A 12,652-nucleotide genomic window follows, 5' to 3' on the forward strand; every position below is an offset into this window, starting at 1 on the left:
CATACCAGCACCAATACCTATTACTATTGCATCTGATTCTTTAAATAATTGAACTAATTTTTGTGATTGAGATAAATTTGTATCCGTCAAAACTTTCCATTTATTCATTAAAATTCTCCTCTTTAAATATATCAGCATATATTCTTTTATCTTCATCTGTGAATGTATTAAAAATAACTACCAATGGATAATTTTCTTTTTCTAACCAATCATTTACTGTTTTCACGGCAATTATAGCTGCATTTTTTTTATCAAATCCAAATTCACCAGTTGATATACAACAAAAAGCTAAAGTTTTAATATTATTTTCCTTTGCTAATTTAAGACAAGAATAATATGACTGCCTTAATAATTCTTTTTTTATATTTGATATTTTTTTATTTTCGCTTATATTTGGACCAACTGTATGAATAATATATTTTGCAGGCAAATTATACCCCCGTGTTAATTTAGCTTTTCCTATAGGCTCTTTATGCCCTTGTTTTATCATCAATTCATGACATTTTAACTTAAGACTATATCCTGCAAAAGTATGAATTATATTATCTATACACTTATGATTAGGTATATTACAACCAATCATTTCACTGTTAGCAGCATTTACTATAGCATCTACTTTAAGATTTATAATACTTCCATGATAAGTAAATATATATTCATTTTTAGTTTGTTTACAATCTTTAATACTAACTTTATTATTCTTTAAATGATATTTTTTTAAAAATTCATTTTCTAATGATAAATACTCTTTAGATATTGGTCTTACTTCTCTTTTATTAATTAACTCTCTCCATAATATTATTCCATCTTCTAATGTTTCAGGAATATCAATTTTACTATTCTTATCTATTTCCTTAGTTAAGTATAATATCATTTCCTTTAATAAACTAAAAATATTACTCATCTTCTAAAGCTTCAAATTCTTTAAAATCTACATTAGTTAATTTAACAATCCAATTTTCTTCTTTTTTTTCAGAATTCAACAACGTTGGTTTTAAAGTTGCAGATTCATTTTTTTCTACTATCGTCCCTGATAATGGAGATAAAATTGACATAACTGTTTTAGATGCTTCCAAATTTAAGATTACATCATCTACTTTTAATTCTTTCTCATCTGTAAATTCAATAAATCCTATTGTTCCAACATCATCTTGTAATTCTGCAGTCATTCTTATTGTGTACAATTCATTTTCTTTTTCTATTAATAGAAAATTTGAAATTTTTCTCATAATAAATAACCCCTTTCTTTCAAATATATATCTCTGCTAATAATTTTAAAGCTTTACACCTATTTTCTATACCTGGTATTAAAGGTATCACTAAAACTTCATCAGCATTACTAATATTAATAAATTCATCTAATTTTTCTTTTACTTGTTTTTTATCACCAATTATTACTCTCTGACGATTAGAAATTATTATTTCTTTCTCTTTATCAGTTAAAACATATTTTTTAGCTTCTTTTACTGTTGGATAAGTTTTAAATTCATTAAAATTATCTTTACCCAACATCCATATATCAAGGCATTTTGCAAAATCTTCTGCTATTTTTTCTGTTTCTGCTATAACTACAAAGCAGGCTATAATAAAATGGGGTTTTAATAAACTATCTGATTTTTTAAAATTTTTAATATATGTTTCATGTACAATCTTAGACTCTTTGTACATATCTTTTTCCATATAAGGAAATACTCCGAAAATATACCCTAAACCTAATTCTCCTGCTATTTTTGCAGTATTTATACTATTACTTAACAAAAATATGCCTAAATTTGATTCTATTTTTGGGTAAACTTTTATGTTTTCATTTTGTTTTGAATAACTAATTATTTTTTTTAAAACTTTTTCATAATCTAATTTTTGATGTATACTTCTCATTGCTCTATTTAGCACAGTTGTACCTAATGTACTACCTAACCCAAAATTAACTCTATTTGGGTATATAGCTTCAATAGTATTCATTATTTCACTAATTTTATATTCACTATAATGTAGTGGCATAATTCCACCAGAACATATTTTTATATTTTTAGTTTGATTCAATAAATGAATAATTATAATTTCTGGAGCAGTTGTAGAAAATGCTGAAATATTATGGTGTTCTGCTACCCAAAAACTAGAATAACCTAATTTTTCCGCTTCCTTTGCTAATAAAACAGTTTCTTTTAAAGCTATTTGTGAATTCTTTTTATAATCTACAAGACCATAATCTAGCACTCCTAATTTCACAGATCCTCCCCTTTTATATAATTTATAGATAATTTTCTAAAAAGTTCTCTTGTTTCTTTTGGAATTGATTCTCCATAGTCCATTAATGGAACAATATCTTTAAATGACGCTTTTGGAATGGCTAAACTTTCTAAATCTGAAAAAGTAATTTTAAAATTAATATCTTGAGTTCTTCCTTCTTTTATTTTTTGTAAAAACTCAGGATCTACTACCAATGGTGTTGAAAGCCCAACTAAATCAACATAATTTAAAGCTTCTTTGATTTTATCATAAGTATTAATACCACCATTTGCCATAACAGGAATATTTTTAAAATTTTCTTTTATAACTTTATTTATTAACTGACCATAATATTTACCACTTGACCTAACCTTATTTCTAAAAACATCATGTCCCCAGCTAGCAATTGCTAAATAATCTAAATTTATATCTTTTACGACCAATCTTAAAAATTCCATAAATTCATCTATTGAATATCCAATTTGATTTCCACGAGTTTCTTCAGGTGTTGCTCTAAATCCAAAAATAAAATTTTTAGGGGCATTTTCATTAATGACTTTTTGTACAGCTTTTAAAATATCTAAAGCAAATTTAGATCTACTCTTTAAGGTTTTACAACCATATTCATCTAATCTCTCATTTGAAAATTTAGAAAAAAATGTTTGTATTAATAAACGTTGAGCTGATGATATTTCAATACCATCAAATCCTGCTTTTATTGCTCTTATTGTTGCATTTTCATATGCTTTTACTAAATTTTCTATTTGCTTGACTGTTAATTTTTTTACTTCATGATTAATAGGGAAATTTAATTTCATTTCACTAGGCCCATATACAAATCCATGTTTTGCTAGAGTATGACTTGAAAAACGACCAGCATGTGTTAGTTGTAAAATTGCTAACCCATTTTCAGATTTCATTACATTAGCTAATTTTTTTAATCCTTCTATATCTTCATCTTTTGCTGCACTAAATCCAAATTCAAATAATTGTCCATATTCATCTACATATGCTGCACCAGTTATTTGCATTGGAGCAGATTTTGCTCTTCTTTTAGCGTATTTTAAATCCTCTTCTGTTACAAATCCTTTTTTTGTTGACGAATTTGTTACCATTGGGGATAATACAAATCTATTTTCTAAAACTACTCCATTAGGTAATTTCAATGAGTTGAATAAAATGTCTTCATTCATTAATATCACATCCATCTATTTTTTTAATTTTAAACCCTATTTCACTTAAAACATTAGTTATTCTATCTAACAAATTAATTATCGTAAAATTAAAACCTAATAAATTAGAAAGTGTATCCATACAATCTATATCTATACTTGGGTACATATCATTTTTTTCATGAGCTAATCCTTTTTTATAGAAGTTATAAATTATTTCTCCTCTTTGTTTCTGGTTCCCATAAACACTTATATATATTGAAACTACTATTCCTTTTTTTACTCTTTTTTGTGCAATTCCTGCAAATTTTTTACCATCAATACTGAGATCATAATTTCCAGGGCAGTAAGATTTCTTTATTTCACCAACGAAAATTTTTTTATTAAAATCAGATAAACTTAAGTTTATTAAATCCACAATTATTAAATATGCATTTGTTATAGATATTTTTTCATCAAATATATCTGGTATAAATAGAGAAAAATTTAAAATACCTTCATCGGCTACTACAGCTAATCCCCCTATATTCCTAACAACAGGTTCATAATCATATTTTCTTATTTCACTCTTGGCTTCTTCAAAATATGGTAAATTTTTATCTATCATGCCTAAAATAACTGTTTTTTGCATTGGCCAAATATATAATAAAAGATAATTTTCTTTATGACTTATATCTAATAAAAATTGTTTTGTTAATTCAAAAGGTATATAACTTTCTTCATTATTTACAATTTCTCTTTCATAAACATATAAAGGTAATTTTGTTAAATCTTTTAATTCAATCATTTTACCCCCTAATATTAATTTTTTATACTTAAATTTTATCACTTTTAAATTTATTTAGCAAATAATAAAACTATATTAAGATTATTTTTAATATAAATAATTTACTATTTGAAATACTTTTATTTTTTTTCTAGATGATTCAATTATTTTCTTTAATTCTTTACCCCCTGCAACTACACAAATATTAAATTTTGTATAACGAATACTGTCTTTTAAAAATTTATATTGTAATTTAGCAATTTCTCTATAATTCCAACAATAAGTAGTATTATTTTATCTGGATTTTGAATACCGTATTCTTTCACAATCATTTTAATTTAACCTATCATAACTCATATATTGTAAAAAAAAAAAACAAAATCTAAAATCTTTTAATTTTAAAGATTTAGACTTTGTTTTATCTATTTTTTATTAAAATGTATATCCCACATTAAGACCTATACTAAATGTTCTTACAGGATCTGGTTTTAAGAAGTAAATTAATGCTTTTCCTTCTAAATCAAATGAAACATGTTTATAATCAACACCAAGTACTCCTCCTACCGGTATTATACCATCATGTTCAAAAAGTTTATTATTTCCAATTTTACCAAATCTTATTTTTGGTCCAATTCCTGCTTTTCCACCAAGTCTTAGTCTAGTTTCTGATGCAACTTCATAACCAAGTTGTGCTGTAACATACGGAAAAATATCTACATTAAACACATAATTTTTATGTACATTATCAATAGTAGGGAAATTCATACTTAAATCTAAACCTCCTCCAAGTAATATAGAAAATTTATTTTTACTATATACTGGCACAAGATGATTAGCATTCAAATTTACATAACCTTTACCACTATTTATGAGCCCTGTATATCCTAATCCAGCACCTATTGTTGTTTTTCCTTTAGCCATTGAAAATGTTGATATTATAATAGTTAACATTAATAATATTTTTTTCATGTCTACCTCCTATTTTTTTTATTATATCCTTTATCGAATAAAATATCAACTTTTCACACTATTTACTATTCTATAACTACTGCTGTTCCTGAACAAGTTACCATCATCATATTGTTAGATACTCCTAACATTTCATAATCCATCTTAACACCAATTATTGCATTAGCACCAACTGCTTTAGCTCTTTCTTCTAATTCTTGTAATGCTTGACTTCTTGCAGTTAAAAGTTCATCCTCATAACCTTTAGAACGTCCACCAAAAAAATCTCTTAATCCTGCTCCAATATCCTTGATAAAGTTTACTCCTGTTATTACTTCACCAAAAATTATACCATGATATTTTACTATTTTATGTCCTTCAATATTATTAGTAGTTGTAATTATCATAACTATGCCTATTTTTGTATATTTAATTATCAGTTTTAAAACTTCATTAGAAGTTTTTGCATTTTGTATTTCAAACACCTACAACATTTAAATTTTCTATATACTTCTTATATTCACTTAATATGTTTTTTATCTTTATTAAAATATATTTAAATAAGCTCCTATTATTCCAAATGCTATTGTAAAAAATAATATTGTTGATGCTTTATAATTATTTTTTAATAATTTCACCATAAATAATGTATATAATAGTGGTAATAATAATGGAAATATTTGATCTATATAAGATTGTATTTCAAATGTTTTATCACCTAAACTTATACTAAATATAGTTGATAATTTAACCATTAATGATGTCATTCCACCAATAACCATAAGTCCAACAATATTGGCTGATTTTGAAATTTTTGATAATACATTATTTCCTTTGGCATTAGTAACAATGTTTTGTCCAAACTTATAACCTATAAATGTCCCAAAATATCTAATTAATATATGTGGAATATTAAATATTAATAAAAATAATATTGGGCCAAGTATTGTACCTTGCGCTGCCAATGATAAACCTATTCCTGTTGCTATAATTCTAAGAGTTCCCCAAAAAAATGAGTCTCCTATACCTGCAAAAGGTCCCATTAATCCTATTTTAACACTATTAATTGAAGATTTATCAAATTCTTTATTTTCACTTGCCTCTTTTTCAAGAGCAGCAGTAACTCCAAATATTAATGTTGCTATTTGTGGAGTTGTATTAAATATTTCTAGGTGTCTTTTATATGCTTCTTTTCGTTCTTTTTCTGTTTTATAAAATCTATTTATTGCAGGCATAATACCTAAAAGATACCCTAGTCCCTGTTGTCCTTCATAATTATATGATGCTTCTAGTAAAAATGAATTTAAAAATATTTTATTTAACATTTTTTTATCTTCAACGGATAAATTTTTATTATTAATTATCAAATAAATCATCTCCCTTACTTTGTACTTTTGATTCTTCTGATATTATAATTTCTCTATCAAACACAGTTATATATGAAAGTATTAATCCAAATAATGTGATTCCTAAAATAGGTATGTTTAAATAAGCAACCAAAGCAAATCCTAATAAGAAATACATAACATTTCCTTTTCTTAACATTGGTTGTAATAATAATGCAAATCCAACTGCTGGAATAATTTTAGCAGCTACCCCTAATCCTCTTAAAAGTGGTTGAGGAATGACTTTTATAAATTCTGCTACTACTTCACTTCCAAATAATATTGCAAAAAAAGCGACAAAAAAATACATTAAACATTGAATAATTAAACCATATAAATTCAATAAATATAATCCTTTAATATTCCCAGATTCTGCCATTTTCTTAGCCTTGCTCATAAAAGAACTTCTATAAATAAATATTACTATTTTAATACTTTGCGCTAATATGGCTATTGGTAATGCCAATGCTAATGCTATTTCAGCTCCTTTCCCACTTAATATAGCAAATGCCGTTCCTAATCCTGCGCCTACTAAAACATCTGGCGGAACCGATGCTCCTATTTGTATTGCACCTATAAATACTAATTCTAACGTTACTCCCATCAAAATACCTGATTGTACATCATTAAGAATAATTCCTACTAAACTAGATACAATTATTGGACGAATAATCATAGGTGTTCCTAACATTTTTTCTAAAAACCATAAAATTGCTAATAATAATCCTATACTGATCGCTACTTGCATAAAACCTCCTTAGTCTATAAAATATTTCCAAAACTTATATATTAAATATTATTTAAAAATATTTTTTATCATCATTAGGAACTAATTGAAACTCTATTTTTACATTTTTACCTTTTAAAATTCCTAATATTTTTTCTTCTTCCATGGTAATATATGTGCCCTTACTTATTAATTTACTTTCATCTTTATTACATAGGCCCCCTATATTTAAAATGGGATTTTCATCTATATTTTCATATAATTTTATTGAATCTTTTATATTTTCTAATATCACAAATACATTCATTGTTTTTAATTTTTCATTTTTCAATAATTCTATAGCATCATCTAAACTCCTGATTGCCAGTTTAACATTTTCAGGACAACACATTTTTATAGCTGCTTTCCTAAATTCATCCAAACTAACTTTATCATTTGCGATAATTATTGCATCATAATTAAGTTTAGATCTCCAACTATAAGCTACTTGACCATGTAATAATCTGTCATCTATTCTTACTAATTGTATCATTCATTTACCTCCTTTAAAAATCAAAATCATCCACATACTTTTTTACTTCCTCTATTTTTTTTATTTCTTTTTTTGAATTAGTTATTAGTTCTTCAAAATCAATCTCTTCATCTGAACAAAATTCCAATAACAATGGCAAATTAACTCCTGTAATTAATATAATATTTTCAGTTTTTTTAGATAGAATATATTGATTTACACTTCCACCTTCTATATCTGTAAATACCACACTTTTTTCATTTTTTCTTAACTTTGATAACCATTTTTCAAATTCTTCTTCTATTTTAATTCCATCTATATATGCAGTTATTATCTCTATGTCATTTATAGGTCCTAAAATTAATTCCAAAGAAGATTTAAGGCCCTCAGACATTTTCCCATGTGTTGCTATTAATTTTTTCATAATTCCTCCTAAACTTGCTTATCAAAGTATTTATTTAATGTTTTATATATAGGTAAATCTAAATCTCTATTTTTTAATTTGGCTGAATAATATGCAAACACTTGAAATACTATACAATATTCTAATTCTAAAAATAAACTAGTTTTTGTTTTTAATTCGTTAATTCCATATATACTTTCAGGCGAAATTTCATTATATATAAAATCATATATACTATTATATTTTTCTAAATTATCACCATTTTTATACATCAAAATCACTAACATATCATCCTTAAAAGCATTTTGTGGTCCGTGTATTAATTCTTCTAATTCAAAAGCATTAGTATATATAGGCAGCATTTCATTAAATTTTATACTTACTTCTTGTGCTAATTCTTTAAATGTATTTTCTCCTGCTACTATAAGCATATTTTTATTTTTTATTTTATTAAAAAAATAATCTTTAATTTTTATAGAATAATTTATAAGATCTGGAATTGATTGTTCTAACTTAGATAACTCTGATTTTATAAATTTTAAATTAATAATTTTATAATATATTGATAAAATTATAAATAAACTAATACAAGAACATGTAAATCCAACTGTTCTATATATATATTTTTCATCACCACAACCAATTTCAAAATGAATATCAGAATTCTTAGCTATTGGTGTATTTTCGTTATAAGTTAATGATACAATAAAATTTTCTTTATTCTCTAATATATAATTATTAATACTTTTAGTTCTCCCGCTTTGCGAAACAAATAAAATTATATAATTTTTTTTATTTATTCTAGTATATATAAAGTCATTAACATTATATGTTAAAACCTTATCTTCAAGCGATAATTTTTTAACAATTAAATTTATTGCATTTAATGAACTTCCAGAACCCACTAAAATAATTTTTTTATTTTCAGGTAATTCTTTTATTTTTATAATTAAATTATCTATATTACTAACTATATATTTTACTCTACTTTCTGTATCTTTTATACAATCTAGCAATTCCATATTTAATAGCCTTTCTTTTTTATTTAATATCTCATAACATAATTTTTTTTATTATATTAAAATTTATAATGAATAAGATCTTTATAAATATCATATAATTTTTTATTTTGAATATCTCCATCATCTATATTGGCACTATAAAAAATTGGTGGGTTATTATTTCCTTCTTCTACAATTTTTTGTGATACTCTATATACTATTTCATTCATTATAGAAGCTCCTATTACAGTTGATGTTGGTGAAACTTTTTGTTCTATCCTTTCAATTTTTAAGCAAGCATCTCCTAATTCACCATGATTATCAATAACCATATCAACTATTTGATATAATTTTTTACCATCACTATCTCTTGATTGAACTTTTTTAGAATATTTTAAATTAGTTATTCCTATTGTAAATAAACCTTTATCTTTTGCATATTTTGCTAGTTCAATAGTTACATTATTTCTTCCAGAAACTGAATGCAAAATCAAAATATCTCCTTTTTTAAAATTGTATCTTTCACCTATTAAAATTCCATAACCCTTTAATCTTTCCATTTTAGAAGTATGCGTTATAGGATTTACATTCAGTGAAATTTCTTCACTAAATATAGGGTTTATAAGCATTAAACCTCCTGCTCTATAAAACATTTCTTGTGTCAAAATACCAGCATGACTTGCTCCAAAAATATATATTGATTTTTTTAATTTTATTGCTTTTATTATCTCATTAACAACTTTTTCTATATTATATTTTTCATATTTTTCTACTTCATTTAATATTTTTTTTATTTTTTCAAAATATTCAAACATTTATATCACCATTTTTAAAAGTTGTGCTATATATTTTGCAATTACTCCAAAAACGGAGAAATCATTACCACCAAAGATTAACATCCAATTTTGTATAGTGTTAGAATAAACATATATTGAAATAGCTAAAAATAAAACCATTATAATCGCAACAACAGAAGTTCCTATTATACAACCACGAATTCCACCTTGCCCTTCCGCAATAACTGCTGCACAGCCACACTCAAAAAATGAAGTAATAACTAATGGTAATAATAAAAATTTAAATATACCACTAATATTAACTATTATAATCATTATTGTTGATAATATCATAGCTACTATAAATCCTATCAATACTGCATTAGGTTTATAATTAAATAATATTGGACAATCAAAAGCTGGTAATGCATTTGGAACAATTTTTTCAGATATACCTTTAAATGCTGGTATTATTTGATTAATTAACATACGAACACCATACAATAATACTATTAATCCCGCACCAAATGTTATTCCAGATTTTAATGAAGTCATAAATAAATTTTCATTTTCATTAATTAATATTGGTATTAGTCCCCCAATTATCAACCATATAATCATCATTACAATAGAACCTGTTATTGAAATTTCTCTTAAAAATGATAATTTAGATGAGAATTTCAAACTTTCAGTTGATTTAGCAGTATCACCTGTTTTAGAAGCAATAAATCCTGCAATAATGGACAATATTCCAGTTGGGTGACCAATAGTAAATGAATTATCATTTGTAACCTTAAAAACATAAGATTTTAATAACCAAGGCATTATAGACCAATATAATGCAGATAATACTGAAGCAAACACTATCAAATATACTCCATCTAATCCACCTTCAACTCCTGCTGCAACAAATATAAATGGAAACCACCAAAGCATATGACCTGTTAAAAATATCGTTTTAATTGGAGTAAATCTTGCTATTAATAAGTGTATAAATAATCCTATAAACATTACCAATCCTATCATACCTCCAAATTTCGAAGTAAATGTAACAGCATTTAATCCTTCGCCAACTGCACCTCCTGTTATTGAAGAAAAGGCATTATTAATAGGGATTATTGTTCCTATTAATAATTTAACTCCTGCATCAATTATAATCATAGCAAAAGCTGCTAATAAAGATCCTTTAATAATATCCGAAAAATTCTTTTTTTGAATAGCTAATCCTATCATTGAAATTATTGCCATTAGAATTGGCGGATTACGTAAAATATTAGAACTTATAAAATCCATAAAAACCTCCTATTATATATTTAAAATTTCCTTCATTTTAGATTTAATTTCTTCAACATCCATATACCTTACTACCGTATATATAGGAACATCTACTTCCTTATCTAATTCTTGTTTAAATTCCTCGCTAGTAAAAATCATATTACAATCAATTGTTCTTGCACCTATCAAATCCGTATTTTCTACTTCTGCTTTTATATTTAAATCACTTAAAACTTTTTCAAGTGATAATTTTAAAATCATACTTGATCCACACCCAAAACCACATACAGCTAATATTTTCAAATTAATTCTCCTCCTTTTTATTGTTATTGTTTAATAATTCTAAAATTTCTTTTTTTTCACCTGATACTAAAATATTAAAACTTTCTTTTTTTAAAAGTATTTCAGATAATTCTTTTAAAATATCTATATGAGAAGTTGAATCCTTTGTTGCTAAAACTAAAAAAGTATTAACATTTTCATTTATAAGTTTTACACTCTTTTTTATATGTAGTAAACTTAATGAGGTTTCATTTACATTTTTACCTGGTGATCCATGTGGTAATGCAAAACCATCTGCTAATATTATATAAGTTCCATATTTATAAATATTTTGCACAATTTCATTAATATAATCATTAGATACTTTTCCAGAATTAACCAATGGTAATGTTGCAATTTTAATTGCATCTTCCCATTTATCACAAGCATCAATAACATTTATCCTATCTTCTGTTAATAAATCCTTTAACATAAATTAGCTCCTTTTATAATATTTAATAACTCTTTCTTATTTTGTATATTTTTTAAATTTGTATCTTTTTTTATTCTTTTCAATATATTGTAAATTTCAATCATTCCTTTTTCTAAAACTTTTTTATCTAAAAAAGATAAAAAAACTAAAAATTTAACTTCTTTATTATTAGGGAAAATAATGCTATGTTTAAGATAAATAATTAAGCAGCCATTTTTGTAAACATTTTTTTCATAATTACCATGTGGAATAGCTATGTAATCATCAACTACAATATATGAACCATATTTATATATTTTTGATTTTATATCTTCTTTATAAAATTCACTAACGTAACCTAAATTTTTCATAATTTCAACACCGTAATCTATAATTTCTTCCCATTTTTTAAATTTTTTATTAATGTATATTATATTTTTTTTATCAATATAAAAATTTTCTTTTTCATTTATTGTATTTTCATCTATATATTCCGATAATTTATCAAAATATATATTTGATCCTTTTGGAACTAAAAATTTATCTAATTTTTTTTGTTCTTCAAGTGTAAATATTGGTGATATATTTATAAAATTAAATTTTTTATTTACAACTATATTTCTTAAATTTATAGTTGAAATTATTAAATCATTATTTTTATAATCTATATTATCAAGATTTGCTAATGATACAATTTCAATGTTTTCTAACAAATATCTATTTTTT

17 protein-coding genes are annotated in these 12,652 nt (G+C 24.5%); all 17 read right to left on the reverse strand.

The genetic code is table 11. The features are described from left to right. Positions 1 to 100: 100 nt before the first annotated feature. On the reverse strand, positions 101 to 904 hold the full coding sequence (locus AWT72_RS06225; protein ID WP_067142459.1) for a protein-ADP-ribose hydrolase: 804 nt from the start codon (positions 902 to 904) through the stop codon (positions 101 to 103). After that, positions 897 to 1,229 carry a glycine cleavage system H family protein gene (locus AWT72_RS06230; RefSeq protein ID WP_067142461.1) on the reverse strand — a complete coding sequence of 111 codons (333 nt, stop codon included), beginning with the start codon at positions 1,227 to 1,229 and terminating at the stop codon, positions 897 to 899. The genes AWT72_RS06225 and AWT72_RS06230 overlap by 8 nt, the downstream gene beginning before the upstream one ends. Positions 1,230 to 1,248: 19 nt before the next feature. After that, on the reverse strand, positions 1,249 to 2,229 hold the full coding sequence (locus AWT72_RS06235) for an MsnO8 family LLM class oxidoreductase (RefSeq protein WP_067142463.1): 981 nt from the start codon (positions 2,227 to 2,229) through the stop codon (positions 1,249 to 1,251). Beyond that, entirely contained in the window at positions 2,226 to 3,437 is a 1,212-nt protein-coding gene (locus AWT72_RS06240) for an NADH-dependent flavin oxidoreductase (protein WP_197407623.1), read from the reverse strand. Before AWT72_RS06240 ends, AWT72_RS06235 begins: the two co-directional genes overlap by 4 nt. Beyond that, positions 3,415 to 4,188: a lipoate--protein ligase family protein gene (locus AWT72_RS06245; RefSeq protein WP_156285763.1), complete on the reverse strand. Its 774-nt coding sequence runs from the start codon at positions 4,186 to 4,188 to the stop codon at positions 3,415 to 3,417. Before AWT72_RS06245 ends, AWT72_RS06240 begins: the two co-directional genes overlap by 23 nt. 411 nt (positions 4,189 to 4,599) lie before the next feature. After that, complete coding sequence (locus tag AWT72_RS06250) at positions 4,600 to 5,136, reverse strand: hypothetical protein (RefSeq protein ID WP_067142467.1); 537 nt, start codon at positions 5,134 to 5,136, stop codon at positions 4,600 to 4,602. A 65-nt stretch (positions 5,137 to 5,201) separates the two neighbouring features. After that, complete coding sequence (locus tag AWT72_RS06255) at positions 5,202 to 5,600, reverse strand: putative heavy metal-binding protein (protein ID WP_331279628.1); 399 nt, start codon at positions 5,598 to 5,600, stop codon at positions 5,202 to 5,204. Between the two features lie 60 nt (positions 5,601 to 5,660). Further along, positions 5,661 to 6,482, reverse strand: coding sequence for a PTS system mannose/fructose/sorbose family transporter subunit IID (locus AWT72_RS06260; protein WP_197035136.1), 822 nt, complete (start codon positions 6,480 to 6,482; stop codon positions 5,661 to 5,663). Then, positions 6,472 to 7,248, reverse strand: coding sequence for a PTS mannose/fructose/sorbose/N-acetylgalactosamine transporter subunit IIC (locus tag AWT72_RS06265; RefSeq protein ID WP_067142473.1), 777 nt, complete (start codon positions 7,246 to 7,248; stop codon positions 6,472 to 6,474). Before AWT72_RS06265 ends, AWT72_RS06260 begins: the two co-directional genes overlap by 11 nt. Positions 7,249 to 7,300: 52 nt before the next feature. Continuing rightward, entirely contained in the window at positions 7,301 to 7,759 is a 459-nt protein-coding gene (locus tag AWT72_RS06270; protein WP_067142476.1) for a PTS sugar transporter subunit IIB, read from the reverse strand. Positions 7,760 to 7,772: 13 nt separating this feature from the next. Further along, positions 7,773 to 8,162: a PTS sugar transporter subunit IIA gene (locus tag AWT72_RS06275; protein ID WP_067142479.1), complete on the reverse strand. Its 390-nt coding sequence runs from the start codon at positions 8,160 to 8,162 to the stop codon at positions 7,773 to 7,775. An 8-nt stretch (positions 8,163 to 8,170) separates the two neighbouring features. Next, entirely contained in the window at positions 8,171 to 9,163 is a 993-nt protein-coding gene (locus tag AWT72_RS06280; protein ID WP_067142482.1) for a glutamine--fructose-6-phosphate aminotransferase, read from the reverse strand. A 56-nt stretch (positions 9,164 to 9,219) separates the two neighbouring features. Further along, positions 9,220 to 9,957 carry an SIS domain-containing protein gene (locus AWT72_RS06285; RefSeq protein WP_067142485.1) on the reverse strand — a complete coding sequence of 246 codons (738 nt, stop codon included), beginning with the start codon at positions 9,955 to 9,957 and terminating at the stop codon, positions 9,220 to 9,222. Beyond that, on the reverse strand, positions 9,958 to 11,211 hold the full coding sequence (gene ulaA, locus AWT72_RS06290; protein WP_067142488.1) for a PTS ascorbate transporter subunit IIC: 1,254 nt from the start codon (positions 11,209 to 11,211) through the stop codon (positions 9,958 to 9,960). A 12-nt stretch (positions 11,212 to 11,223) separates the two neighbouring features. Further along, positions 11,224 to 11,496 (reverse strand): PTS sugar transporter subunit IIB, encoded by a 273-nt coding sequence (locus tag AWT72_RS06295; RefSeq protein WP_067142491.1) that lies wholly within the window; start codon positions 11,494 to 11,496, stop codon positions 11,224 to 11,226. A gap of 1 nt (position 11,497) precedes the next feature. Beyond that, positions 11,498 to 11,947, reverse strand: coding sequence for a PTS sugar transporter subunit IIA (locus AWT72_RS06300; RefSeq protein WP_067142494.1), 450 nt, complete (start codon positions 11,945 to 11,947; stop codon positions 11,498 to 11,500). Then, positions 11,941 to 12,652 (reverse strand): PTS sugar transporter subunit IIA (locus AWT72_RS06305; protein ID WP_156413097.1); only part of this gene is annotated, 712 nt, incomplete at its 5' end. The genes AWT72_RS06305 and AWT72_RS06300, both read right to left, overlap by 7 nt.

The organism is Oceanivirga salmonicida, from assembly GCF_001517915.1.
GTDB lineage: Bacteria > Fusobacteriota > Fusobacteriia > Fusobacteriales > Leptotrichiaceae > Oceanivirga > Oceanivirga salmonicida.

Coding starts and splice junctions, on each gene's coding strand:
- AWT72_RS06225 (WP_067142459.1), bottom strand. CDS start 904: ATGAGTAATATTTTTAGTTTATTAAAGGAAATGATATTATACTTAACT.
- AWT72_RS06230 (WP_067142461.1), bottom strand. CDS start 1,229: ATGAGAAAAATTTCAAATTTTCTATTAATAGAAAAAGAAAATGAATTG.
- AWT72_RS06240 (WP_197407623.1), bottom strand. CDS start 3,437: ATGGATGTGATATTAATGAATGAAGACATTTTATTCAACTCATTGAAA.
- AWT72_RS06245 (WP_156285763.1), bottom strand. CDS start 4,188: ATGATTGAATTAAAAGATTTAACAAAATTACCTTTATATGTTTATGAA.
- AWT72_RS06250 (WP_067142467.1), bottom strand. CDS start 5,136: ATGAAAAAAATATTATTAATGTTAACTATTATAATATCAACATTTTCA.
- AWT72_RS06265 (WP_067142473.1), bottom strand. CDS start 7,248: ATGCAAGTAGCGATCAGTATAGGATTATTATTAGCAATTTTATGGTTT.
- AWT72_RS06270 (WP_067142476.1), bottom strand. CDS start 7,759: ATGATACAATTAGTAAGAATAGATGACAGATTATTACATGGTCAAGTA.
- AWT72_RS06275 (WP_067142479.1), bottom strand. CDS start 8,162: ATGAAAAAATTAATAGCAACACATGGGAAAATGTCTGAGGGCCTTAAA.
- AWT72_RS06280 (WP_067142482.1), bottom strand. CDS start 9,163: ATGGAATTGCTAGATTGTATAAAAGATACAGAAAGTAGAGTAAAATAT.
- AWT72_RS06285 (WP_067142485.1), bottom strand. CDS start 9,957: ATGTTTGAATATTTTGAAAAAATAAAAAAAATATTAAATGAAGTAGAA.
- ulaA (WP_067142488.1), bottom strand. CDS start 11,211: ATGGATTTTATAAGTTCTAATATTTTACGTAATCCGCCAATTCTAATG.
- AWT72_RS06300 (WP_067142494.1), bottom strand. CDS start 11,947: ATGTTAAAGGATTTATTAACAGAAGATAGGATAAATGTTATTGATGCT.